At 58.7% G+C, this 23,849-nt stretch carries 20 protein-coding genes; 11 read left to right on the plus strand and 9 right to left on the minus strand.

Features of this window, described 5'->3' with window-relative positions:
- Positions 1-107 precede the first annotated feature (107 nt).
- The 4 genes from ACVWZF_RS02375 to ACVWZF_RS02390 form a co-directional block, all read right to left on the minus strand.
- A complete protein-coding gene (locus tag ACVWZF_RS02375; RefSeq protein ID WP_011433722.1) occupies positions 108-1,334 on the minus strand; it encodes a type II secretion system F family protein in 1,227 nt (408 codons plus the stop codon).
- 197 nt (positions 1,335-1,531) lie between these two features.
- Complete coding sequence (locus ACVWZF_RS02380; protein WP_238376760.1) at positions 1,532-2,674, minus strand: type IV pilus twitching motility protein PilT; 1,143 nt, start codon at positions 2,672-2,674, stop codon at positions 1,532-1,534.
- A gap of 131 nt (positions 2,675-2,805) precedes the next feature.
- The gene (locus tag ACVWZF_RS02385) at positions 2,806-4,869 is read right to left on the minus strand and encodes a GspE/PulE family protein (protein ID WP_457410728.1); all 2,064 of its coding nucleotides are present in this window, start codon (positions 4,867-4,869) and stop codon (positions 2,806-2,808) included.
- 156 nt (positions 4,870-5,025) lie between these two features.
- On the minus strand, positions 5,026-6,663 hold the full coding sequence (locus ACVWZF_RS02390; RefSeq protein ID WP_457410775.1) for an acetolactate synthase large subunit: 1,638 nt from the start codon (positions 6,661-6,663) through the stop codon (positions 5,026-5,028).
- 178 nt (positions 6,664-6,841) lie between these two features.
- Here ACVWZF_RS02390 and ACVWZF_RS02395 point away from each other — a divergent pair, with 178 nt between their 5' ends.
- The 7 genes from ACVWZF_RS02395 (at position 6,842) to ACVWZF_RS02425 (ending at position 14,191) form a co-directional block, all read left to right on the plus strand.
- Entirely contained in the window at positions 6,842-7,894 is a 1,053-nt protein-coding gene (locus ACVWZF_RS02395; RefSeq protein WP_414342327.1) for a dipeptide epimerase, read from the plus strand.
- Positions 7,894-8,955: a DUF1611 domain-containing protein gene (locus ACVWZF_RS02400; RefSeq protein WP_457410730.1), complete on the plus strand. Its 1,062-nt coding sequence runs from the start codon at positions 7,894-7,896 to the stop codon at positions 8,953-8,955. The genes ACVWZF_RS02395 and ACVWZF_RS02400 overlap by 1 nt, the downstream gene beginning before the upstream one ends.
- 79 nt (positions 8,956-9,034) lie before the next feature.
- Positions 9,035-10,228 (plus strand): RNA-guided endonuclease InsQ/TnpB family protein, encoded by a 1,194-nt coding sequence (locus ACVWZF_RS02405; protein ID WP_011433728.1) that lies wholly within the window; start codon positions 9,035-9,037, stop codon positions 10,226-10,228.
- A 212-nt stretch (positions 10,229-10,440) separates the two neighbouring features.
- Complete coding sequence (locus tag ACVWZF_RS02410; RefSeq protein WP_187147230.1) at positions 10,441-10,602, plus strand: hypothetical protein; 162 nt, start codon at positions 10,441-10,443, stop codon at positions 10,600-10,602.
- A 139-nt stretch (positions 10,603-10,741) separates the two neighbouring features.
- Positions 10,742-11,329: a DUF2062 domain-containing protein gene (locus ACVWZF_RS02415; protein ID WP_011433729.1), complete on the plus strand. Its 588-nt coding sequence runs from the start codon at positions 10,742-10,744 to the stop codon at positions 11,327-11,329.
- 195 nt (positions 11,330-11,524) lie between these two features.
- The gene (map, locus tag ACVWZF_RS02420; protein WP_011433730.1) at positions 11,525-12,313 is read left to right on the plus strand and encodes a type I methionyl aminopeptidase; all 789 of its coding nucleotides are present in this window, start codon (positions 11,525-11,527) and stop codon (positions 12,311-12,313) included.
- Positions 12,314-12,319: 6 nt separating this feature from the next.
- Positions 12,320-14,191 (plus strand): chloride channel protein, encoded by a 1,872-nt coding sequence (locus tag ACVWZF_RS02425; protein ID WP_011433731.1) that lies wholly within the window; start codon positions 12,320-12,322, stop codon positions 14,189-14,191.
- A 16-nt stretch (positions 14,192-14,207) separates the two neighbouring features.
- Here ACVWZF_RS02425 and ACVWZF_RS02430 read toward each other — a convergent pair whose 3' ends face one another.
- The 4 genes from ACVWZF_RS02430 to ACVWZF_RS02445 form a co-directional block, all read right to left on the minus strand.
- Positions 14,208-14,846 carry an endonuclease III domain-containing protein gene (locus ACVWZF_RS02430; RefSeq protein WP_011433732.1) on the minus strand — a complete coding sequence of 213 codons (639 nt, stop codon included), beginning with the start codon at positions 14,844-14,846 and terminating at the stop codon, positions 14,208-14,210.
- Positions 14,847-14,966: 120 nt separating this feature from the next.
- A complete protein-coding gene (gene murG, locus ACVWZF_RS02435; RefSeq protein ID WP_011433733.1) occupies positions 14,967-16,070 on the minus strand; it encodes an undecaprenyldiphospho-muramoylpentapeptide beta-N-acetylglucosaminyltransferase in 1,104 nt (367 codons plus the stop codon).
- A gap of 30 nt (positions 16,071-16,100) precedes the next feature.
- Positions 16,101-17,090, minus strand: a complete 990-nt coding sequence (locus ACVWZF_RS02440) for a photosynthesis system II assembly factor Ycf48 (protein ID WP_049749647.1) — start codon at positions 17,088-17,090, stop codon at positions 16,101-16,103.
- 8 nt (positions 17,091-17,098) lie between these two features.
- Entirely contained in the window at positions 17,099-17,404 is a 306-nt protein-coding gene (locus ACVWZF_RS02445; protein WP_049749648.1) for a rubredoxin, read from the minus strand.
- 323 nt (positions 17,405-17,727) lie between these two features.
- Here ACVWZF_RS02445 and ACVWZF_RS02450 point away from each other — a divergent pair, with 323 nt between their 5' ends.
- Positions 17,728-18,138: an FHA domain-containing protein gene (locus ACVWZF_RS02450; RefSeq protein ID WP_011433736.1), complete on the plus strand. Its 411-nt coding sequence runs from the start codon at positions 17,728-17,730 to the stop codon at positions 18,136-18,138.
- A 239-nt stretch (positions 18,139-18,377) separates the two neighbouring features.
- Positions 18,378-19,130, plus strand: coding sequence for a triose-phosphate isomerase (tpiA, locus tag ACVWZF_RS02455; protein WP_011433738.1), 753 nt, complete (start codon positions 18,378-18,380; stop codon positions 19,128-19,130).
- Positions 19,131-19,134: 4 nt separating this feature from the next.
- On the opposite strand, the gene treY is transcribed toward tpiA, so the two are convergent.
- The gene (gene treY, locus ACVWZF_RS02460) at positions 19,135-21,936 is read right to left on the minus strand and encodes a malto-oligosyltrehalose synthase (protein ID WP_457410732.1); all 2,802 of its coding nucleotides are present in this window, start codon (positions 21,934-21,936) and stop codon (positions 19,135-19,137) included.
- Between the two features lie 175 nt (positions 21,937-22,111).
- On the opposite strand from treY, the gene ACVWZF_RS02465 reads away from it, so the two are divergent.
- Complete coding sequence (locus tag ACVWZF_RS02465) at positions 22,112-22,780, plus strand: hypothetical protein (protein WP_414332314.1); 669 nt, start codon at positions 22,112-22,114, stop codon at positions 22,778-22,780.
- A 34-nt stretch (positions 22,781-22,814) separates the two neighbouring features.
- On the plus strand, positions 22,815-23,684 hold the full coding sequence (locus ACVWZF_RS02470) for a M48 family metallopeptidase (RefSeq protein ID WP_011433741.1): 870 nt from the start codon (positions 22,815-22,817) through the stop codon (positions 23,682-23,684).
- Positions 23,685-23,849 lie beyond the last annotated feature (165 nt).

Raw genomic sequence — 23,849 nt, forward strand, 5'->3', positions numbered from 1 at the left:
CCCTTTCCTCCGTTGCTCTGACTTTGCCTCTTTCGACCCAAACTATCGGGAGCCAGCAGCAGAACCTGTGTAGAATTTACCGTCCAACTTCGAGGGATCCCTTCCGGCTACTTCACCAACTCGAACACGTTGAACATGGGCAGGTACATGGCCACGATAATGCAGCCCACCATACCGCCCAGGATCACGATCATCAACGGCTCCAGCAGGCTGGTGAGGGCGCGTACCGCCTCCTCCACCTCCAGCTCGTAGAAATCCGCCGTCTTCATCAGCATCGCGTCCAGCTCCCCTGTCTCTTCCCCCACGCTGATCATCTGAATGGCCATGACTGGGAAGACCTTGGCCTTGTCCAGAGCAGGGGCAATCTGCCCTCCCTCTGAGATGGATTGGCGGGCGGCGTCAATGGCGTTGGCCACCACCTGGTTGCCGGAGGTGTCGCGCACAATTTCCAAGGAAGTCAGCACCGGCACCCCGGAGCGGGTGAGAGCGCCAAAGGTGCGGCAGAAGCGAGCCACCGCCGACTTCTGGATCAGATCCCCGAAGATAGGGAGCTTGAGGGCCAGCGCGTCGATGGTCTCCTTGCCGGCAGGGGTGCGGTAAAAGCGCCGGAAAGCAAAATAGACGGCCCCTAGAAAGCCCACCAGCCCCAAGCTGTACTGGGGCGTGCGTAGGAACTTGCTGATGTTGATGAAAAACTGGGTAAAGGCGGGCAGCTCCCCACCCAAGTCGTTGTAGATGCTCTCAAACGTGGGCAAGATGAACAGCACCATGCCCAAGAAAATCAAGACAGCCAAGATCGTCACCACCACCGGGTAGGTCATGGCTGACTTGATCTGCTTCTGCAGGCGATCCATGTCCTCCAGCAGCTTGGCCAGGCGGTTGAGCACTTCGTCCAGCACGCCGCCCACCTCCCCCGCCTGCACCATGCTGCAGTAGAGGCCGTCGAAGGCGTCGGGATAAGGGCGGATGGAGTCGGAGAGGTTTTTCCCCGCCTCCACCTCCGCTCGGATAGCCCGCAGGTACTTTTTGAGTTTGGGGTTGCCGGTTTGCTCCTCCATGATGGTGAGAGAGCGCACCATCGACACGCCGGCGTTGATCAAGGCAGCAAATTGCCGGGAGAACACTGCCTTGTCGCGAATGTCGATGGATCCCAGCATTGAGAAATCGAAAGACGTATCCAAGGAAAAGAAGGGTTTCTCCTCCTGAATGTCTTCCTGTTTGGCAAAAATCCCGTCTCGGCGCAGCCGTGCACGAACTTCGGTCAAGCTGTTGGCCACCACCGTCAGGCGTACCGGCTGACCGGCCTTTAACCCCCGAACCTTGTAGCGCGGCATGGCTGTACCCCCGGCTAGATCGCTCTAAATAACGAAATGGCTTTAAATGTTTCGCAGGTGCAAAAGAGAAGTCAGCCCAAACCTTGGGCAGATCAACAATCTCTCAGCTAGAGCTTAGCCACAAATCAAGTCAGCGGCTAGAGATCGGCAATGAACCCTCACCCCGGGATCCCAGCGCTGCCTGGTGGAGACGAAGTTTAGCGACGGGCGGCAACTGCTGCTGGCCGCTGTTGTTGGGCAGCCGCGGCTGGCGAGGGCCCGGTAACGTTGCCCAAAAGCCGTTGCAACTCCTCGGGGCGAGAGGTCTTAGACATGGCCGTATCGAAGTCGATCTTGCCCTGTAGGTAAAGGTTAGCCAGATCTTGCTCCAGCGTTTTCATGCCCTGCTTGCCCCCCGTCTGGATAGCCGAGTAGATCTGGGCAGTTTTGCCCTCCCGAATCAGGTTGGCAATGGCCGGCGTCACCACCATGATTTCCTGCACCAGCACCCGTCCAGGCTCTCCTGGCTTGGGATTGAGGCGGCGGGCCAGAGTTTGGGAGAAGACGGCCTTGAGGGAGTTGGAGAGCTGCACGCGAATCTGCTGCTGCTGCTCGGGCGGAAACACATCCACCAAGCGATCCACCGTCTGGGCGGCAGAACTGGTGTGTACCGTGGCAAAGCAGAGGTGGCCCGTCTCGGCGGCGGTAATGGCCAACTGGATGGTCTCCAGATCCCGCATCTCCCCGATCAGGATCACATCCGGATCCTCCCGCATCGCTGCCCGCAGGGCATTGGCAAAACTCTTGGTGTCTTCCCCCAGTTGCCGCTGGTGGATGATGCTGCGAATGGGGGTGTAGATATACTCAATGGGATCCTCGATGGTGAGGATGTGCTCGGCCCGTTCGCGGTTGATCATGTCGATCATGGAAGCCAGCGTAGTCGATTTGCCAGATCCCGTTGGGCCGGTTACCAGCACCAAGCCCCGCGGCAGGCGAGCTGCTTCCTTACACACATCCGGCAGGCCCAGCTTGTCGATGTTGGGGATCTCAGAAGCCAGGGCCCGCATGGCGCAAGCATAGGTGCCGCGATCGCGGTAGACGTTCACGCGGAAGCGCCCGATCCCCCGCACCCCATAGGAGCAGTCCAATTCCCAGTTTTGCTCCAGCTGCTTGCGCTGGTTGTTGTTCAGCATGCTGAAGATCAACCGCTGCACCTCCTCTGCCGAGAGAGGCTCATGCTCTGTCGGCTCAAGGTGACCATTGATGCGGAAGTAGGGGGGCAAACCCGCCGAGATATGAATGTCGGAACCGCCCTTTTGGACGATTGCTTCCATGAGGTCTTCGATCATCAGTTGGGGCATAGGGTTGGGTTCTCCAAAGGCGAGTAGAACTGTCTATCAAAAGAGCCGCCGGCCAAAGCCATGTGAGAAAGGCAACTGTATAGGACTGTTATAGTCGGCACCCCAACATCGTCAAGTGCCAAGCCGACTTCCTAAAACTTCGGGGTCAGGCAATAGGGGCAGTCCATCCAGTCCACATGCAAGGCCGCGCCACAGTTGCGGCAGGTGCTGAGAGCCTTGGCACGGGCCTTCAGCTCGCTTTCCAGACCCTTGTCGGTGAGGGTCACCCGATCCACCTCCTCCAGCGTGGTGAGGCCCTGCTTCACCAGCATCAAACTGTAGGCCAGCAGGGTTTTCATGCCACTTTCCACCGCCGCTTCTTTGATCACCTCCGTGGGGGCCTCTTTGTTGATCAAGTCCGCAAGGCGGTCGTTCATGCGCATGAACTCGTATACCCCTACCCGACCTTTGTAGCCCACACCCCCACACTTCTCGCAGATGGGCTTGCCGGTGGCCTTGCGCTGCTCCACTTCTTTGGGGGAGAGCTTGTTGGCTTTGTAGAAGGTGAGCTGCTCGCCGTCGCCACTGAGGGTAAGGCCATAGCGGGCCAGCTCCTCCGGCGTGGGGTGGTAGGGGATCCGACATTCGGTACACACCCGGCGCATCAAGCGCTGGGCCAACACCCCCAGCAACGAGCTGGAGATCATAAATGGCTCGATCCCCATCTCCGTCAGACGGGCAATGGCGCCAGGGGCATCGTTGGTGTGCAGCGTGGTCAACACCAAGTGGCCCGTGAGGGAGGCTTCGATGGCGGTTTTGGCCGTCTCGTGGTCGCGGGTTTCCCCCACCAGGATGACATCCGGGTCTTGCCGCAAGAAAGCCCGCAGGATCATGGCAAAGTCCATGCCCTTTTCTCGGATCACCTGCACCTGAGTGATCCCCGGCAGCGAGTATTCAATGGGATCCTCGGCGGTGCTGATGTTGATGCCCGGGTCGTTCACCTCCGCCAGGGCCGAGTAGAGGGTGGTGGTTTTCCCGGATCCCGTTGGCCCGGTCACCAAGATTAGGCCAAAGGGTCGCTTGACAATCTCCTTGAAGCTTTCCAAGGTCTCTGGGTCGGTGATCAGCTTGTCCAGCCCCAGTTGGGTGGCGGAGTTGTCCAGGATCCGCAGCACGATCTTCTCCCCATAGCGGGAGGGCAGGGTGCTGACCCGGAAGTCCACCTTGCGCCCCTTGAAGACCCGCCGGATCCGCCCATCCTGGGGCATGCGCCGCTCGGCAATATTCAGGTTGGAGATGATTTTAAAGCGGGCAGTGAGGGCAGGGACGATCTTCTTGGGAAAGTTTTCAAAAGCCTGCCGCAACACCCCATCTTTGCGGAAGCGGATGCGCAGGTATTCTTCTTGTGGCTCGATGTGGATGTCAGACGCCCCGTCCTGCAGGGCCTTGACCAGGATCTGGTTGGACAGTTTAATAATCGGGGCATCATCTGCCGATTTGACCTGCTGCTCCAGGGATCCCTCGCCGGCCTCATCGGCAGTCACATCCTCGATGCTGTCCAGATCGATTTCGGCGGTATTGACCACCACCTCTTCTTCCTGTTGGGCAGTAGCCGCGTCGTTGATCCCCTTGATGGCCAGCAGCTCCGCCTGCGCATCCATGTAGCGGTTGATCAGGGTCTCGAAATCCCGCTGGGTGAAGACCCGCCGCTGCAGCTTCAGCCCCTGGATGCGGAAGCGCCGTTGAATGTCGTCCAGTGCCTGCAGGTTGTCTGGCTTGACCATCGCCACCGTCACCTGATTGTCTCGACGGCGAATGGGCAAGAACTTGTAGCGGTTGCAGATGTCGAGGGGCAAGATCGAGTCGATCAGCCCAATCATCTCGGAGATCTCCACCGGCTCCAGGTCGACATCCAGGGAGGGGATCCCGTAGATGATTTTCAGTTCAAAGAGCTGCTGCCGTTTGTAAGCCCGCTCCAGGTCAGGGGTGATCTCTTTGCCCACGATATCCTTGACCACCAGAGCCAGGGCCTTGCTGTTGCCCTCTCGATCCGCTTTGAGGGCGTTTTGGATGTCCTGGATCTGCTTATCGTCGGCAAAGCCCAGCTCCTTTAACTTGCGGCCAAAGGGGGTAATGCTGACGTTGGCGATGGCCAGAGCTTTGCTGGCAGCACCGGCACGGCGCGAGGTAAAAGGAGGGGGAGGAAGATCGTTCATGCTAGCGGGTCACCCACAATGCCTCTATTTCACTGCACTCGGCTGCTAAGGGTCAACGGTAAAGATACATAAGTCTGGACTGCCCAGAGGCCGCCAACCCTGGGCTTACTATGCCCCAACTCGGCTCAAATCTCGCATTCACATCCATCTCGTCCCCTAAGCCTCGCAGACCAACGCTTGCGACCGCTGGGTTAGGTAAAGGTTTTCGCTGTAATCGACAGGGCAGTCGATGAGGGTGGGCACCGGCTGCTCGAGGGCCTGCTTCAGGATGGGGATCAGCTCGGCAGCCTTTTCGACACGGTAGCCCTTGAGGCCCATGCTCTCCGCCAGCTTGGCGAAGTCTGGATTGCCGAACTTGACGAAAGCAGCCTCGTTGTATTGATTGTGTTGCTTCCACTCGATCAGCCCATAGCCGCCATCGTTGAAGATGAGAGTTACAAAGGGAGTGCCCACCCTGAGGGCAGTTTCCAGCTCTTGGCAGTTCATCATGAACCCTCCATCTCCGGTTACGGCCACGATGCGCCGGTCGGGATGCACCAATTTGGCGGCCAAGGCCCCCGGAATGGCGATGCCCATGGCGGCAAAGCCGTTGGAGATGAGACAGGTGTTGGGTTTGTCACAGTGGTAGAGGCGGGCCATCCACATCTTGTGGGCGCCGACATCGGAGATGACGATGTCTTCCGGTTGCAGGACTTGGCGCAGGTCGTAGATCAGCTTTTGGGGCTTGATCGGGTAGCTCTGATCCTGGGCATAGCAGGTGTACTCGCGGACGATGTTCTGCCGCAGGCTGAGGCCATAGGGATCCGGCTTGCCCGTGCGATCGCAGCGGCGCAGGATCTCCATCAGGGAGTCGGAAATGTCTCCCACCACCTCTACTTGCGGGATGTAGCTGCTGTCGATTTCTGCGGGCAGGGCAGCGATGTGAACGATGGGGATGGTGCCGTCGGGGTTCCATTTCTTGGGAGAGTACTCGATGAGGTCGTAGCCGACGGCGATCAACAGATCGGTGCGGTCGAAGCCACAACTGACCAGATCCCGCTGCTGTAGGCCAACGGCCCACAGGGACAAGGGGTGGGTGTAGGGGATCACCCCTTTGCCCATGAAGGTGTTGACCACGGGGATGTTCAAGCGGGTGGCAAATTCCGTGAGGGCGCTGCTGGCTTGGGCGCGAATGGCCCCATTGCCGGCCAAAATCAAGGGGTTGCGGGCGCGGGAGATCAGGGACGCCGCTTCGTTCAGGCTTTGATAGGAGGCGTAGGTTTTGTCCAGGCGATCTCTCCTCAAGGGAGTGCCGCTGGCTTCCATGGCGGCGATGTTTTCCGGCAAGTCGATGTGGACGGCCCCGGGCTTCTCGGTTTGGGCCAATTTGAAAGCCTTGCGCACGATCTCCGGGGTGATGCTGGGGCGGACGATCTGGGCATTCCACTTGGTGACGGGGGCAAACATGGCCACCAAATCCAGGTATTGATGGGATTCGATGTGCATGCGGTCGGTGCCCACTTGGCCGGTGATGGCCACTAGGGGTGCTCCATCCAGGTTGGCATCGGCAACTCCGGTCATCAGGTTGGTGGCGCCCGGCCCCAAGGTGGAGAGACACACCCCCGCTCTGCCCGTCAGCCGGCCATAGACATCGGCCATGAAGGCGGCCCCCTGTTCGTGGCGGGTGGTGATAAACCGAATCGAGGAGCGGCGCAGGGCTTGCAGGACTTCCAGGTTTTCTTCGCCAGGAACGCCGAAGATGTACTGCACCCCCTCATTTTCCAGGCAGCGAACCAGCAGTTCGGCGGTATTCATGGTGGCAAGGGTATGGAGAACGGTGGATCTGGATCCCACCATAGACGGCGGACGGGGCAAGGGATAACTTGTTTTCTGGGCTTGGGGACGGGGGCAGGCTGGGCTGGGAACCAAGCTAAGCTCAAAGGGGCGGCCCAGGCCCAATTGCCCCTCCAAGCTTCCTCTTCTGGAGATGCCCATGCGGCTCTACGTCGAACCTTTCACCGTTCACAAGCGCTACGCCTTGACCATCAGCCGAGGTACCCACAGCGATACAACCTTGGCTTGGGTGCGAATTGAGGAGGAGGGAGTTGAAGGGTGGGGAGAGGCTTGCCCTTTTTCGGTGAGCGACGACTACCACCAGTCTCTGGACGACATCCTGATGGGCTTGGACGTGGCCAAAGGGATCCTGCGCCGCCATTCCCCCTGGGAGCGACAGCCAATCGAGGCAGAACTGCTGCGGGCCGGGATCCCTTCGGCAGCGCGGGCAGCGGTGGATATGGCCCTGCACGATTGGATGGGCAAACGGCTGGGGAGGCCCCTGTGGCAGTTGTGGGGGCTGGATCGCTCCCGCATTCCGCCCACGACGATGACGATCGGCATCTCCACCCCGCAGGCGGCCCGCCAGCGCGCCTTGGCCTGGATGGAACAGACCCAAGCGCGGGCCTTTAAGATCAAGCTGGGCAGCGGCTCAGGACTGATGGCGGATCAAAACATGCTGATTGCTGTACAAGAGGTGATCCCGCTGGGATCCCTGATTACAGTGGATGCCAACGGCGCTTGGACGGTGGAGCAAACCCTGAGCATGAGCAACTGGCTGGCGGGGCAAGGGGTGAGCTACCTGGAGCAGCCTTTGGAGAGGGGGCAGGAAGCGAAGCTGATCACCCTCTGGCACGAGTCGAAGCTGCCCATTTTTGTGGATGAGAGCTGTATGGACAGCCGCGATATCCCCCCTCTGGTGGATCGCGTCCACGGGATCAACATTAAGCTGATGAAGTGCGGAGGCCTCAGCGAAGCCTGGCGCATGATCCACACCGCCAAAGCCCACGGCCTGCAGGTGATGTTGGGCTGCTACAGCAACACAGCTCTGGGGAATACAGCGGCAGCCCACTTGGCTCCCCTGGTGGATTACCTGGACTTGGATAGCCACCTCAACCTCATCGACGATCCCTTTGCCGGGGCCATCCTGCAGGACGGCTGCCTGCTCCCCACCGACCGACCGGGTTTGGGGGTAGAGCTGCGGGAGGAATAATGGGAAGGCCGGAATCCCTGTCCAGCGAAAGTCGCGTGGCCATCCTGCTCCACGGGGGGTTGCTGGGGGAGCATGGGAAAACGGGGCTGGGGCTGCTGCGCTACGGCTCTTTCCCGGTGGTGGCGGTGATCGACCGGGAGCAGGCGGGGGGATCCCTGGCCCATCTGACCGGAATTGCCAAAGACATTCCCATCGTGGCCTCGGTGGAGGAGGCGCTGGCCCACCGGCCTGAAGTTCTGGTGATTGGGATTGCCCCTTCAGGGGGGCAGTTGCCGCCAGCATGGCGGGAGGAGTTGGGCCTGGCCCTGCGAGCTGGCCTATCTCTGGTGAATGGGCTGCACACGCCTTTGGCCGAGGATCCCCAGTTTCGGCAGTGGTTGCATCCGGGGGCCTGGATCTGGGATATTCGCCGCGAGCCCCCCAACCTGTCGGTGGGGAAAGCCCTGGCCCGCACCCTGCCCTGTAAACGGGTGTTGACGGTGGGCACCGACATGAGCGTGGGCAAAATGTCCACCAGCCTAGAGCTGCACCGGGCCAGCCTGAGGCGGGGCCTGCGCTCCCGCTTTTTGGCCACCGGGCAAACTGGGATCCTGATCGGCGGCGAGGGGATCCCTTTGGATGCGGTGCGGGTGGACTATGCCAGTGGGGCGGTGGAGCAACTGATCATGCGCTATGGCTCTGACCACGACATTCTGCACCTGGAAGGTCAGGGATCCCTGCTCAACCCCGCCTCTACGGCCACCTTGCCTCTGTTGCGTGGATCCCAGCCCACCCACCTTATCCTGGTACACCGCGCCGGCCAGACCCACATCAAGGGGATAGACTACGTGCCCATCTCGCCCTTACCCAAGGTGATTGAGCTGTATGAGCAGGTGGCAGCGGCTGCCGGGGCTTTTGCCCCCGCGCCCGTGGTGGGGGTTGCCCTCAATACCTTCGGCTGGGAGGAAGAAGCAGCCCTAGAGCAGATCCGCCGGGTGGAAGCCGAGACCGGACGGCCCTGTACGGATGTGGTGCGTTTTGGGGCGGATCCCTTGTTGGAGGCAATTTTGGCGGCAGGATAACTCAGCTAGAAATCGCAGGAGCCCCGCACTGTACCCGTAGGGTCAGTGTCGGGAGGAATGCGGAAGTTATGATAGAACCATGACCCAAGTCCTGACCGTCTCCTGCAAGCTCAAGGTGTCTCAGTCGCAAGCCGCAAAGTTGGATGCGACAACGGATGCCTTTGTGCAGGCGTTGAACTGGGTCAACCAAAACACACCAGAAAAAGTAGTCAACGCAGTCAAACTCCAGTCCCTTTGCTATTACCAGATTCGCGCTCGGTTTGGCTTGTCCAGTAACTTGACTCAGCAGGTCTGCAGACGGCTGGCCGGTGCCCGTAAAGTTGCCCGACAGAAAAACCGTCCGGTCAAAGCGTTCAAGAGAGGCTTTGCGACCTACGATGCACGTATCTTCTCGTTTCGCGAGAAAGACTGGACAGTGTCGCTTGCCACGGTTGATGGAAGAGAACGCTTTGAACTAGCCATTGGCAACTACCAGCGTGGGATGCTGGCTGGTTCTAACCCCAAATCGGCCACCCTAGTCCAGCGGAAGGATGGCTCCTACTACATCCAGATTTGCGTAGAGAAAAACCCGCCCAAGCAACAAGATACCGACAAGGTGATCGGGGTGGACTTGGGCAGGACGGATATCGCCCATACGTCAGAGGGGGACAACTGGAATGGACAGCAGTTGAACCGAATCCGAGACCACTACTCCAAGCTGAGGGCGGCACTCCAACGCAAAGCCAGTAAGGGCACACGCAGTTCGCGGCGCAGATGCCGTCAACTGTTGCAACGGCTGTCTGGCAAGGAAAGACGCTTTCAGGCGTGGGTCAATCATCGAATCTCCAAAGCTATTGTCTCTAGGGCAAAGGCGACAAACAGCGCTCTTGCTCTGGAAGACTTGACAGGGATTCGGGAAAGGGTCAATCAACAGCCACGCAGCAAAGCCGAGCGGCGTAGGACCAACAGTTGGGCGTTCTACCAACTACGTCAGTTTCTGGAGTACAAGGCTCTGCGTGCGGGGGTTGCTCTGATTCTTGTGCCGCCTGCCTACACGTCGCAGACCTGCCACCGGTGTTTGCACATTCATCCCGACCCTGAGCAATCCTACCGCAGTGGGAAGCAGTTTAAGTGTGGACACTGTGGATGGGAAGGGGATGCGGATTTGAATGGTGCGAATGTGATTGCGCTTTTGGGGGCTGTCGTAAACCAGCCTAGAGGTTCGTGGTTGGCTTGCCAACTGCAGGGCTACCGAAAGCCCGCCCTGTACTGCGAAGCAGTCAGGGTCGGGTAGTTTACATGGTTCCCGGTGCCGTTGTCTTCTCTGAGATGCGATCTCCTCAGCCAGGTATTCTCGATCCAAGTCGCTCCCATTGGCCGGGGGCCAGGAACTGGGCTTGCTCCGTGTTCAGAGAAGAGGCCTTCAATCTTCGGAAAGTAAGCCGATGGGTACACCTGCACAGCCAAGATGGGATCCTAGATTCACAGTCTTCCCCAGAACTTCAGATGACAACTCCCCCCGAAAGGCCTAACCCCAAAATGAAATCGGGATCCCTGCCCTCTGCCCTGCGATCCGGGCTGAACATTGCCCTGTTCCTATTCTTGGTGGTGCTGGTTTCCTACTTGGGTCTTAACTTCGTGCTGGCCTTGGTGGACAAGCTCAGGTGACCACTCCGTAAACCGATCCCCCGGCGTCACCCCGTTGCTGCTGGCCCGGATTTGCCAATGGCCCTTTGTCGCCAAGGGCAGGAAAGATACACTGGATTTACAGGACTTAACACCTTCTCTCAGTTGCCCCCTTGCCACCATGAGCCCCCTCTTTTGGTTGAGGCTGCCCTCTTTCTCCTGGCCTTCGCCGGGATCCCTTAAGCTTTATTCCAGATCCTACTCTGGATCTCAACCAGGGCCGACCCTAGCCCGCCGGGATCCTTCCTGGAAGCGTTGGCTGCGCTATCTTTATCTGCGCCTGTTGCGGCTGCAATCGTCGCCAAAAGAAATTGCCCGTGGCTTGGCGGTAGGGGTTTTTGCCGGCTGTTTCCCCATCTTCGGCTTTCAAACGTTGGCCGCTCTGGTGTTGGCTGTTCCGTTTCGGGGCAACAAGCTGGCGGCGGCGGCAGGGACCTGGGTGAGTAACCCCTTCACCTATGTGCCCATCTATGCATTCAACTACCAGGTGGGAGAATGGCTACTGGGATCCCGAACTGTCCTTCCCACCACAGAGCTGGTGGCGGCCACCTGGCAAAACTGGATGCAGTGGGGCTTGGAGATGTCGGGCACGCTGTTTGTCGGCTGTGCGTTTGTCGGTTTTTGGGGATCCCTTGTCAGCTATTTTCTGGGGCTGTGGTTGGTGCAGCGGATTCGTCGGCGGCAGAAAATGGCCGGCAGGGGTCTGTGAATGGGCGCAAGGCGATTCAGAATCCCAACTGAGAACCCAATCCTGGACAGTCTGCAGGTGCAGAGATCCATCCGTTTTCACAGAGCTTTTCACAGATAAGGTCTCATGATGGAAGACATGCGAGCGTTGTTGACAGACCTCAGCCGTCGCTCCCAGCGATGGGGGGAGCAGTTGGGATCCGCTTTGCAGACGGGTATGAACCAGCTCACGCAAGCCCCTCAGCCCATTGTGTTGCTCTCTTCGCGGGAACTGGAGAAAATGCGGCGGGCTTGTCGCCTGGCGGCAGATCTGCTCAAGCACTTGGAGCCGATGGTGCGACCAGGGGTCACCACCCAAGAGCTCAACGACGAGGCCGAGCGATGGACGCGGGCGCATGGGGCCAGAAGCGCCCCTTTGGGCTACCATGGCTTTCCCAAGTCCATCTGCACCAGCGTCAACCACGTGGTTTGCCACGGCATTCCCAGCCCCAAGCAGATCCTGCGAGAAGGCGACATCATCAACATCGATGTCACCCCGGTTTTGGATGGCTACCATGGCGATACCTCCAAAACCTTCTTTGTCGGACAGCCTTCTGAGCGGGCGCGGCGCCTGGTGGAGGTGACCGAAGAATGTCTGCGGCGGGGCATTGCTGCTGTAAAGCCGGGGGGGAGAGTCGGCGACATTGGCGCTGCCATCCAAGAATATGCCGAGGCCCAGGGCTACAGCGTGGTGCGCGATTTTGTCGGGCATGGGGTGGGACGGCAATTCCACACTGCTCCCCAGATCCCCCACTACGGCGAGCGAGGAAAAGGGGAGAAACTCCGCCCCGGCATGGTGTTCACCATCGAGCCGATGATCAACGAGGGCACCTGGGAGGTGAAGGTGCTCTCCGACGGGTGGACGGCGGTAACTTTAGATGGCAAGCTCTCGGCGCAATTTGAACATACAGTCGCCGTTACCGAAACCGGTGTAGAAATTTTAACCCTGCCTTCCCAAAGCCCTTGAGCCATCATGAACAGCGCCCCCGCTCTCCGCCTGCGCCTCTCCTCCGAGAACCTGCTGCTGCTGCTGGCGGCGGCAGTGGGGTTGGCCACGGGGCTGTTGGTGGTTGGATTTCGCTACTTGATTGGCTGGTGGCGCTATCTGCTGCAGGACACCCTCGTGGATGGCATCGGCAGGGCTGCAGAACACTATGGCCTGTGGCTGCTGGGATCCTGGACACTGGCTCTGGCGCCGGTGCTGGGGGGCCTGCTGATCGGCGCTTTGGGGGCAGTTGTGCCCTTTCCCAACTTGAGCCTCTCCAGCTTGGTGAGTCCTGCTCGTCCTTTGGCACTTCAGCCCTGGTGGATCCCGCTCAAGCTCTTGGCGGCTGCCATCTCGTTGGGCGCGGGAGCTTCCCTTGGCCCTGAGGCCCCCAGTGTGGAAAGTGGCGCTTTGCTGGGATCCCTGCTGGGGCAAAACCTACGCCTCTCGCGGGAGCGGGTGCAACTGTTGATGGCTGCCGGAGCAGCGGCTGGCCTGGCGGCAGGGTTTAACGCGCCCATTGCCGGGGTGTTTTTGGCGCTGGAGCTGGCTTTGGCCCGCACCTTCACCACTTCTGCTGTCAGTGTGGTGGTGTTGGCGGCGGTGGTCTCCGCCTTGATCGCCCAGGTGGGGTTGGGGGCACAACCCGCTTTTCTTTTGCCCACCATCACCCAGCCGGCTTTTGTCTTGCCGGACTACGAGATCCACAGCTTGCTGGAGGTACCTCTGTATCTCGGCTTGGGCTTTTTGGCCAGCCTGGTTTCTATGGCCTTCAGCTACACCCTGGAGTGGGGCAAGCACCTGTTCAACAGTGGCCCCCTGGCGGCCTGGCCAGCTTGGAGCAAGCCCATTTTGGGGGGCGGGATCCTGGGCTGCGCGGGCTTGGGGATCCCATTGGCGTTGGGGGTGGGCTATGAAACCATTGAGTCGATTCTGCAGGCCGTTCCCTTTTCTCTTGGCCATCTGGGCCTGCTCCTATTGGGCAAGCTGTTGCTGAGCGCTTTGAGCCTGGGCAGCGGCTTTGTGGGGGGAACCTTTGCCCCGGCTTTGTTCATGGGGGCAGTGCTGGGGGCAGGCTACGGTCAGGTGCTATCCCAAGCTTTGCCCCTGATTGCCTTGTCTCCCCCCGCTGCCTACGCCATGGTGGGCATGGCGGCTGTGTTGGCGGCCAGTGTGCGGGCTCCGCTAACGGCCATCTTGCTGCTGTTTGAGATGACGCGGGACTATCACATTGCGCTGCCGGTGATGGCGGCAGTGGGTTTGAGCATCTGGCTGACGGAGCAGTTGCATTCGCCGGCCATCTACCCTTCCGCCCGTCGCTATCGCCACGCAACGCTTGACGGAGTCCTTGGGCAGGAGCCTAGAGAGCTGACGGTGCAAGAGGTGATGGTGCCCCCATCTCTTTTGCTTCGGCAAGACACACCGCTGCGAGAAGCTCTGGAGAGTTTGCTGCAGCAAAAGTGCCATAGCGCGTTGGTGGTGGACGGACAGGAGCGGCTGCGGGGCATTCTCACCCTGGAAGACCTGGAGCGGGCCTTGGCCCACAAGGAGGCGGCGGAGTTGGCGGAGCTAACCGTACAGGAGGTCAGCCAATCCCCAGTTCTCACCACCTTCCCCGATGAGGCGGTGGCAGTGGCAGCCGAGCCGATGTACGAATACGATTTGCGCCAATTGCCGGTGGTTTCTCGGGAAGACCCAGAGCAGATCGTCGGCCTGTTGGATCGAGAGCGGGTGCTGCTCTCCCAAGAGATTCAATCGGTGCGGCAAGCCCTGGAGTTGGAAGTTCCCCCAGCAGAGAGAGACGCCGGCAGGAACGGACAAGAGGGGATCCCCGATGCTTCTACTGCGCCCGCAGAATAGAGCCCTGCTGTCGGGATCAGCGCTGCCGCCCAGAAGGGCAGGTGGGACGCAGCGGGCAGCGGCCACATTCGGGCATACGGGCCTTGCAGATGCGCTTGCCCAGCCGGACAAAGTTGACGTGCAGGGAATAGGCTTTGCCTCTGGGGATCTGAGGGGAAAGCTGAGCAAAAGTGTCGTCGGGATGTTTGGCCCGCACCAAGCCCAGACGGTTGGCCACTCGATGCACATGGGTATCCACCGGGCAGAGATCCCGACCCAGCCCGAACAACAACACACAGGTGGCGGTCTTCAGCCCTACCCCTTTTAACGAGAGCAGAAAGTCGAGGGCGCCGGCGTCGTCCAGGTCGCGCAGAAAGTCGAGGCTCAGGGATCCCTGTCGTTCTTGAATGGCGGCCAAGATCTCCTGAATGCGGGCTGCTTTAAGGTGGGCTAAGCCGCCGGAGCGGATCACCTGGGCCAGATCTGCCGGGTCGGCAGCCAAGACCGCTTCCCAAGAGGGAAAGGCGGCTTTGAGGGCGCGGAAGGCACGGCTGCTGTTGGCATCGGTGGTGTTCTGGGAAAGGATCGTGCCCACCAACTCGTCCAGGAGATCGGGGTGAGGGGAAAGGCCATTGGGAGCCCGCTGGGGGATCCCGAAGCACTGCTCTAGCCGCATCAACAGCGATTCCATCCTGTCAGCGGGCGGGAGTTCTGCCAGCAGGGCAGGGGACTCCGCCGCTTTGGCGAGCACAGGCGGGCGTTGGGAAAGGCTGTCCAATCTTGGCTGTACCACAGCTTAACGGGCAGAACTCTGGCGGATCTCCTGCAACAGGCGGGCAAGAACCTTGCTGGCATTGGGAGGAGCTGCGGCCTGCAAGCGAGCGGCCATTTGGGCAACCACCTGCGGCTGGGCCAACCAGGTCAACACCGTTTGCCGCAGCAAGTCCAGATTCTCTTCGGATTCTCGCATGACCACCCCCCCACCGCGCCCCACAAAGGCCAGAGCATTCTGATACTGATGATCTTCTGCAGCAAAGGGATAGGGGATCAAAATGGCCGGGGTGGCGGTGGTCAGCAACTCCGCCAGGCTCATGGCTCCGGCGCGGCTAATGGCAAAGTTGGCCCGCTGCAACAAGGCAGCTACATCTCGACGGAAAGGAAAGGGCCGGTAGCGGGGATGGCTGGGGATCCTGGCTTCCGGATCTTGAGCTTCGCTGCCGCCGGTCAAATGCACAATCCAGGCCCCCGCCTCCAACCAAGCTGGGGCACAGGTGGCCACCATGCGGTTGAGGCCCCGCGCCCCTTGGCTGCCCCCCATGACCACAATGAGGGGATCCCCGTCGGGAATGGGGAGGTCGGCAGGGAAAGGCTGGGGCGTGTAGAACTCGGCCCGCACTGGCGTGCCCACCACTTGGGCGGCCACCCCTGGCAAATGCTCTGCCGTCTCCGCCATGCCCAGCGCCACCACCTGACAAAATCTCCCCAGCCAACGGGTCACTTTGCCCGGGATCCAATTGGACTCGTGCAGCAACACCGGCACCCCCAGCGAACGGGCGGCCAAAATGGCCGGAGCGGCAATGTACCCACCGGTGGTCAGGACAATATCAAACCGTCCCGACATAAGGAGTCGGCGCACTTGTAGGGTCGCACGGGCCAGTTGGGCCAAGGCCTGCAGCCTGTGGAGAGGGGATCCCTGCCAGCCCGACATGACGACCCGGTGCAAGGGATACCGCTCCCGCACCAGCTTCCCTTCCATGCGATCCGGCACCCCCAGCCATTCAATCTGCCAGTCAGGCAACTGCTCGGCAACGGCCAAGGCCGGAAAAATGTGGCCACCAGTGCCGCTGGCAGCAACCAGCAGCCGAGGGCGTGAAGCTGGATCCTTGGCGCGTGTGTCCACCCGTGTGCCGGTTAGGGATCCCTGAGACCTTCAGGAGTTGTTGGAGCTGACATAGCGCAAGAGGGTGCCCCGTTGCCCCAGAATAAACCCTTGCTCGGGGCCGAAAAACTCAATGCTGTAGAAGTTGGCGGGGATGTTGCTGAGTTTCTTGGCCTGTTCCCAGGTTTTGCCACCATCAGGGCTGTGGATCAGGGTAGCGCCACCCCCCACCACCCACAGGTCGTGGTCGTTCTGGTAGGCGGCATTGAGGTAGCCAAAGCTGAGGGCCCGCCCCGGACGCAGCGGCGACGACCACTGGCCGGAGGTGAAGTCATCGGTAAAGGCGATCTCCGCCCCTTGGTTCAATTTCCAAGCGCTGCCGTGGGGGCCAAAGCCCATGTTTTGAATGCGGCGGGAGCTTTCCCGCGGGTAGGGCTTCCAGGTGCGACTTTCAGGAGTGTACAGAAAGTAGAAGCTGCCCCGCGACGACACCGCCAGATATTCGCCTTCAGGGCCGCGGGCAATGTTTTTGATGGCCCCAATCGGCTCATCCACTTGGGCATGCCAGGTCTGACCGCCATCTTCGGTGCGGTAGATGGCCCCCACATTGGTCACCATTTCGGCGGCGCCAGGGCCCAGAGCCTGGATCAAGAGCGGCTCCCCTGGCAGTTGGTTGTTGAGGCGGATGGAAGTCCAGTCGGATCCCTCGTTTAGGGTGTGGAGGAGGATCTTCGGCTGCCCGGCCACCCAGCCTTCTGCCCCAGCAAAGCTAATGGAGGCCAGGTAGGCTTCCGGCTCCAGACCCGGCAGCTCCCGCACCTGCCAGTGCAGACCCCCATCGCGGGATTCCAGCAGCGTCGCCTTGTCTCCCACCAACCAGCCATGGGAAGGGGTGGTGCCGGTGAAGGCAATGTCCAGCAGAATGTTCTGGGTGGGCACTTCCACCTGCTGCCAGGGGACCACCCGCATGTTGGGCATCCGCGCCGCCATTAGCAGCACCGAGACAGCAATCAGCAGCACCAGCCTCAGGGGTTTGAACATCTTGACCCTCACTCGACGAAATAGAAACTCATCAAAAATAAAAATCCCAGCGCCAGTCCCAAGAAGATCAGCAGGTTCTTTTGAGCAGGGGTCATCACGTTCACCCCCAGGCCGTAGCGCAAGTTCTCTTGAAAACCGGAAGGCTTGCCCTTGGCGCCCACTGCTTGGAACGAGCGCTTACCGGCTCGGCACACCGGACATTTCCAATCGGCTGGCAATTCCTCAAACGGTACGCCCGCCGGGATCCGATTGAGCTGATCCCCCTTGGCCGGTTCGTAAACATAGCCACAAGAACGACATTCGTAGCGCTGCATCCGCAGGGGATCGCTGAGCTGCGCATCGGTTTCATCTTCCGGCAACTCAATGAGCCTCGGTGTCTTGGGAGAACGGGGTTGAACACCGGGATCCGGTTGCGAGCCATTCATGGTCAGGGATCCATCTGCATCGTCGATCCTATTATGAGAGGAATTGTTACAAAAATCTACTCAGACCCTTTCTTGTTGCTCAGGGGGATCCCGCACCAGCCTGGGATGCCGACCTGAAGAGACTTATCCGGTGGACACAGGGATCCACCAGGGGGATCCTATGTTATGTTTTGGCTATCTTGCCCTCAGTGTTGTGCAAGCGGGTGCCTTTCATGACCACGCCCCCTCGCCGACCGGCCCTCAATCACGTGCTCATCGTCAAGGATCGTCACGGGCCAAAAGCCTACTGGTTGACGGCTGAGCTTTATTCGTTGGGCCGGGATCCGCGCAACAGCATTCGCATCGACTCCCAGTACGCCTCTCGCTACCACGCCATTTTGGTTAAGACAGAGTCTCCCTCTTCTCCCGATGGGTTTACCTACCAAATCATTGACGGAGACATTCAGGGCACTCCCAGCACCAACGGCCTTTACGTGGGCGGGCAACGGGTGGAATTTCGGGATCTGGAGGACGGGGACGAAATTCAGTTTGGCAACGATGCCACCGCTACCTACTCGCTGCAGAACAAAGATCTGGATGAAATTCTGGCTACCTTTGAAAACACCCAGATCGTTGAGCTCTGAGAGGCTGCTTTCCCTGTTGAGTTTTGGCCTGTGGGGGATCCCCCTGTCCCCACGTGGGTTGAGGGGTTAACCGGCGCTCGGAGAAGGGATCCCGTCGCCGTATTTCTGGGATCGCTTGCTGGTAAACTGTGTCATACAAAAAAACGAAAGCTGGGATCCCTGCTGTTCTTCCACATATTCCTTGGGCTTTCTGCTTGCGGGATCCCTTCCTTCTGCTGTCTTTAAGGGAGGATCTCATCTTGCGCCCCATCCTCATTGCCGGCAACTGGAAAATGCACAAGACTCAGGCTGAGGCTCGCGAGTTTCTGCGAGAGTTGGGCCTGGCTTTACGGTCATCGCCGTCAGGGTCAGCATCCCAGCGGCAGATTATCTTGTGTGTGCCCTTTACAGACCTGGCGGTGGTGGCAGAGCAAAGCCGCGGATCCGACATAGCCGTGGGAGCACAAAACCTACATTGGGAGGATCAGGGAGCTTTTACCGGGGAAATTTCCGGCCCCATGCTGGCGGAATTGGGGGTGCGCTATGTCATCGTCGGCCACAGCGAACGGCGGCAGTACTTCGGCGAGACGGACGAAACCGTCAATCGGCGTCTGGCAGCCGCCCAGCGGCACGGCCTTACCCCCATCCTCTGTGTGGGAGAAAGCCAGCAGCAGCGGGAGCAAGGCTTGACCGAGTCTTGGATTGTGGGGCAGTTGGATCGCGCCTTGCAAGGGATCGATCTGGAGAACTTGGTGATTGCCTATGAGCCAATTTGGGCCATCGGCACCGGCCAGACTTGTGCAGCTCAAGAGGCCAACCGGGTCATCGGCTTGATCCGGCAACACCTGGGCAATGCCCAACTGCCCATTTTGTATGGCGGCTCGGTGAAGGCCGGCAACATCGATGAGCTGATGGCCCAGCCTGAGATCGACGGCGTGTTGGTGGGAGGGGCCAGCCTAGACCCCCAAGAGTTTGCCCGCATCGTCAACTTTCAGGCCCTAGCTCCCGCCTAGGCCGCTAGCGGGATTGTCCCCACAGCAGGGCCACCGGGAAGGATTTCAAGACAACGCCCACCGGCAAGGTTTCGCCGGCAGGGATCCTTTCCTGGGTTAGCCCATTCACCCAGTCCAGCCGCTTCCAACGCGGCAGATGAATTTCGGTATCTGCCCAAACGGATTCTCCCAGAGGATCTTGGGTTTCGTCGATCAACTTTGTTAAAAAACGCGGCACTACCGTGAGCAATACCTGCTTACTGTGCTGACGGGCAAAAGCCACAACATGGTCAGCATGGGATCCGCTGATTTGCAGAGGAATGTAGCTGCCCTCGAGAAACAATTGGGGCTGTTCCTGGCGGGCCTTGAGCACGTGGTAAATCAGAAACAGCTTAATGCGTCCGTCGCTGCGGTGCAGGAGCAAATCCGCAATGAGTTGGAGAGGATCCTGTTTAACCCGCCGCTGAATTTCTTCCAAATAGGCGAGGCGACGGGAAAAATCCACAGGCCGACGATTGTCGGGATCCACCATGCTCAAATCCCACAGTTCCGTGCCTTGGTAAATATCCGGGATCCCAGGGCTGGTCAGTTTGATCAGCGTCTGTGAGAGAGAATTAAAAATGCCAAAGTGAGCAACTTTCCGTTGGAAAGGCAAAAAGGACTCCAAAAAGGGGTTAGGACCTTGAAGGATCCGTTCGATAAAAGCGGTAGTGGCTTCTTCGTACTCGGTATCGGGGCGAAGCCAAGCGGTGTGGACCTTAGCTTCCCGCACTGCTTTGATGGCATAATCTTTGACCCGCTGTACAAACTGGGGCACCTCTTCCGGTTGGAAGGGATAAGAGCCGAGCAATGTCTGGTAGAGCAAATACTCGTCATTGCGATCCGGCAGTTCCGAGCGCTTAGCTTGTTTGCTGCGGACTTTGTAGCCGAGGTTCAGCTCATGCCAAAGATTGATGTGCTTTTCCCACTCGGCGGGGATTTCAGAAAGCACATTCAGCCGGGCCCGCACATCTTCGCCACGCTTGGTGTCGTGGGTGGCAGAAGCATTCATGGACAGAGGCCACCGAGCTGACCGCTCTTGATTAAAGCGGTGAAACTCTTGCACCGAAAGGCCAAAGCGACAGGGATCCCCGCCGACTTCATTGAGAGATAAAAGGCGGTTGTACACATAAAAAGCAGTATCTTCTACCCCTTTGGCCATGAGAGGGCCGGCCAACTGCTGCAAGCGCATGGCAAAATGGATCTGCTCATTTTTCTCCTGGTCTGATAAATTTTCCAGAGACTCCAGGCAGAGAAAGCGCTGAATAAAATTCAGCTCATTCACCAAAACGGGCAGGTTCTCCTTGGCCTTCTCCACAGCTTGACGAACCACCTGTTGACCTTCTGGACTGAGGATCCCTTCGTGGATATAGACGCGGTAGACCGGAAAGCACACCAAAACTTCTACCAAAGCTCGACGTAAACTGTAGAGGGTAAAGTCATTGGCATAGCGATGGTGGCTGGTGATCTGTTTGAGCAAAAAAGCAAGGTTATCCATATCTCCTGACAGGTTGCGCTCGATGATCAGGCGTTTTTTATCTTCGATAACCTGCTCTGGGGAATGCCGTAGATTTGTGAAATTTTGATAGAGAGAGTCAAAAGCCTCCGCATTTTCTTCTTGACAAAAGATGCCGTTGAGCTTAGCCAAAAAATCGTAACCCGTTGTGCCCTGAACCGGCCAGCTTTGGGGCAGACTTTCATTGGCCTCTAGTATTTTCTCCACCACGATGTAAAGATTTGGGCAGCGTTCCCGCAGGCGATGGAGATACTCTTCGGGATTGAACAACCCATCGATATGATCGATGCGCAAACCACTAAAACGCCCCTGTTCTGCAAGCTTAAAGATAAGCTGATGGGTTTTGCGAAACACCTCGCGATCTTCCACCCGCAGTGAGATCAGCTCGTTAATGGTAAAGAAACGACGATAATTGATCTCCTCAGCACCCACCTTCCAGAAGGAAAGGCGAAAATTTTGCCGCGCCAGAAGACTATCCAGCAGGTCAAAGCTCGACGGATCCCCTGGCTTGCCGTTAAAGATGTCAATGTTCTCGTCAAAAAAGCTCTGGATAGGTTGGCTAGAAGTGTAGAGTTCCCACAACGAATGCTTGGCAAAGCTAATTTGATCGGTGCGCTCTAGGAGATCTTCCTTGCTGGGAATGAATTTCAGGCTGAAGAGGATCCCGAGTAACTTGACGTAGTCGGGATGGCTGCGTCCCAATTTTCGCCGCAGCTTGCTCAGGTTGTAGGTAAAAACATCCGCATAGGTGTCAATATTGAGGGGGAACCTCAAGTTGTAGTAGTTAATACTTAGGCCATCGGCATCATAACGAAGCTGGATTTGACCCGACTCCAAACATTTGTCGTAGAAATCTCCCAAGAAAGGGGCTAAGATTCTGCCTTTGATCCCCAGGTAAGAGTGATTCCAATTCACATCAAAGTAGTCAATAAAATCTGAGTTGGGGCCGCTCTCCAGAACATCCATGAGCATCTGGTTCTGGCCATCGTAGGCCATGTGATTGGGCACAATGTCCTGGATCCAGCCTATTCCCTGCTGATTGAGGGCTTCCCACAAGAGCTCAAACTTTTCGCTTCCCCCCAGTTCCTGGTTAATCTGCCTGGGATCCACCACGTCGTAGCCGTGGGTGCTGCCTTTGCGGGCTTGGAAGATGGGAGAGGCATACAAGTCACTGATGCCCAGCAACTTCAGGTAGGGAACAATCTGTCGTGCTGCGTCGAAGTCAAACCCAGCATGAAACTGAATGCGATAGGTGGAAGTCGGGATCCGCATGATGACCTTAGAACAATGACAAAGAAGCCGAGCTTGTCAACGGCATAGGGTCAAGAGAACAGATGTATCTAGGGTAGCGGCTAAGATCAAGGAGTCCTGCAGGGGAGAGGCGAGGTTAGTGAACTTGTCAAGGCCACAGAGGAGCGCTTCACCCCCGGTAAGGGGGCCGGCAAGGATGGCGAGGTGGGCAGGGATCCTGCTCGTGGGTGGGCTGATGGGGAGTTGGCGGAGTGAGGCAACCTGGGCAGAAAGCGAGTTTCGGGTGGGGAGTGAGCTGGTTTTGACCCTGCGCACCCCCGATGCCCCCGCTCGCCTCCGTCTGCTGAAGCAACGGTTGGAAGAGATTTTGCTACAGGCCAGCAGCCCTCAGGTGCAGGTCAGTCTGGATATCCCCAGTCCCAATCCCTCGACGACCGGCAGCGGGGATCCCCCAGCTCAAGCCGCTCGGATTCTTTTGAACCAGCAACTGCTGTTGGAGGTAACTCCAGCCGATGCAGAGGCTCATGCTGCTCCCCAACCGGCAGATCTGGCAAGGATCTGGGCGGATCGCCTGCAAACGGTGTTCAACCAGGAATCCAGTCGGCAGCAACTGTTTTTGGGATTGGGGCTGCCCCCGCACTTGACCTGGCAAGGGCGACTCTATCGCCGCGCTGAGCGTGCTGCCGCCGATACTGGGCGCTTTGTTACCGATGGCACTCGCATTCAAGATCATGTGGTCTATTGGGAGATCCCCTCTGGAGAAAACCCGTTTGATTTTACTGACAAGCCGACCCTGCCGGATCCGCCGCCGGAGCGGCTATTTTTGTTGAATCGCCACCGCCAGTTTGTGCCCTACGAGTTGTAACCGAAGTCCTTTCTCCCTCTGTTGTCTATTGTCTATGTCGTCCATTCAACGAGAACCTCGCATTCTGTTGGGCCTGCGGGCCGACCAATTTCGTCATCCCGTGGATCTGCAAGCCACCCGCTCTCTGCAGCAAGTGCCGGGGCTGGGCCTGCTGATTCAAAATTGGCTTGGCTCAACGGCAGGACAGATATTTTATCTGGACAACATTGCTTCTAGTATCCAAATTAACGAGCATCAGTTGCCGGAAATTCATCAGCTTTTGGTGCAGGCCTGTCGCATCTTGGATCTGGAGGTGCCCCAGCTCTACGTGCGGCAGAACCCCACGCCCAATGCTTACACCTTTGCCATGCAGGGGAAAAAGCCCTTCATTGTCTTGCACAGCTCTCTGCTGGATCTGTTGGAGCCGCCGGAAATTCAGGCCGTGATCGCTCATGAGTTGGGCCACTTGAAGTGCAATCACGGGGTCTACTTGACGATGGCCAACATTCTCATGCTCTCCACCAGCTTGCTCCCCTTCGGGGGGTTGTTTTATCAGGCGTTGCAGGATCAACTGATGCACTGGCTGCGGTGTGCCGAGTTTACCTGTGACCGGGCGGCGCTGTTGGTAGCCCAAGATGCCAAGACGGTGATCTCGGTGTTGATGAAATTGTGTGGGGGATCCCCGCAATTGGCCTCCAAGCTGAACGTGGACGCCTTTTTGGAGCAGGCCCGTACTTACGACGAGCTGGACGGGGATCTGTGGCAGATGGAGCTGAAGCAGATGCAAACGGTGGGGCGCACCCATCCGCTGCCGGTGCTGCGGGCCAGAGAAATCGAGCGTTGGTTCCGCAGCAACACCTATCAGCAGATCCTGGAGCTCCAGGGATTGGGCTCCGCACCGCGGACGTCAACGGCTGCTTCGTAAACTACCCGACTCCGACCGCTAAAGCAGTACAGAGCGGGCTTTTAGTAGCCCTGCAGTTGGCAAGCCAACCACGAGCCTCTGGGGTGGTTTACAGCACCCCCAATCGACCGTTACCAGTGCCTTAAACAACCGTTTCTGGTGTCCGCAGTACAATTATAACCATGG

Source organism: Thermostichus sp. OS-CIW-30 (genome assembly GCF_054060215.1).

Excerpts from the sequence above, each read along its gene's own strand:
- ACVWZF_RS02385 (WP_457410728.1), bottom strand. The coding sequence starts at position 4,869 with ATGAACGATCTTCCTCCCCCTCCTTTTACCTCGCGCCGTGCCGGTGCT.
- ACVWZF_RS02450 (WP_011433736.1), top strand. The coding sequence starts at position 17,728 with ATGACCACGCCCCCTCGCCGACCGGCCCTCAATCACGTGCTCATCGTC.
- map (WP_011433730.1), top strand. The coding sequence starts at position 11,525 with ATGAACCAGCTCACGCAAGCCCCTCAGCCCATTGTGTTGCTCTCTTCG.
- ACVWZF_RS02430 (WP_011433732.1), bottom strand. The coding sequence starts at position 14,846 with ATGCGGCTAGAGCAGTGCTTCGGGATCCCCCAGCGGGCTCCCAATGGC.
- ACVWZF_RS02380 (WP_238376760.1), bottom strand. The coding sequence starts at position 2,674 with ATGCCCCAACTGATGATCGAAGACCTCATGGAAGCAATCGTCCAAAAG.
- ACVWZF_RS02375 (WP_011433722.1), bottom strand. The coding sequence starts at position 1,334 with ATGCCGCGCTACAAGGTTCGGGGGTTAAAGGCCGGTCAGCCGGTACGC.
- ACVWZF_RS02445 (WP_049749648.1), bottom strand. The coding sequence starts at position 17,404 with ATGCAGCGCTACGAATGTCGTTCTTGTGGCTATGTTTACGAACCGGCC.
- treY (WP_457410732.1), bottom strand. The coding sequence starts at position 21,936 with ATGCGGATCCCGACTTCCACCTATCGCATTCAGTTTCATGCTGGGTTT.
- ACVWZF_RS02440 (WP_049749647.1), bottom strand. The coding sequence starts at position 17,090 with ATGTTCAAACCCCTGAGGCTGGTGCTGCTGATTGCTGTCTCGGTGCTG.
- ACVWZF_RS02400 (WP_457410730.1), top strand. The coding sequence starts at position 7,894 with ATGGGAAGGCCGGAATCCCTGTCCAGCGAAAGTCGCGTGGCCATCCTG.
- ACVWZF_RS02405 (WP_011433728.1), top strand. The coding sequence starts at position 9,035 with ATGACCCAAGTCCTGACCGTCTCCTGCAAGCTCAAGGTGTCTCAGTCG.
- ACVWZF_RS02470 (WP_011433741.1), top strand. The coding sequence starts at position 22,815 with ATGTCGTCCATTCAACGAGAACCTCGCATTCTGTTGGGCCTGCGGGCC.
- ACVWZF_RS02415 (WP_011433729.1), top strand. The coding sequence starts at position 10,742 with ATGAGCCCCCTCTTTTGGTTGAGGCTGCCCTCTTTCTCCTGGCCTTCG.
- ACVWZF_RS02390 (WP_457410775.1), bottom strand. The coding sequence starts at position 6,663 with ATGAATACCGCCGAACTGCTGGTTCGCTGCCTGGAAAATGAGGGGGTG.
- ACVWZF_RS02410 (WP_187147230.1), top strand. The coding sequence starts at position 10,441 with ATGACAACTCCCCCCGAAAGGCCTAACCCCAAAATGAAATCGGGATCC.
- ACVWZF_RS02465 (WP_414332314.1), top strand. The coding sequence starts at position 22,112 with ATGGCGAGGTGGGCAGGGATCCTGCTCGTGGGTGGGCTGATGGGGAGT.
- ACVWZF_RS02425 (WP_011433731.1), top strand. The coding sequence starts at position 12,320 with ATGAACAGCGCCCCCGCTCTCCGCCTGCGCCTCTCCTCCGAGAACCTG.
- ACVWZF_RS02395 (WP_414342327.1), top strand. The coding sequence starts at position 6,842 with ATGCGGCTCTACGTCGAACCTTTCACCGTTCACAAGCGCTACGCCTTG.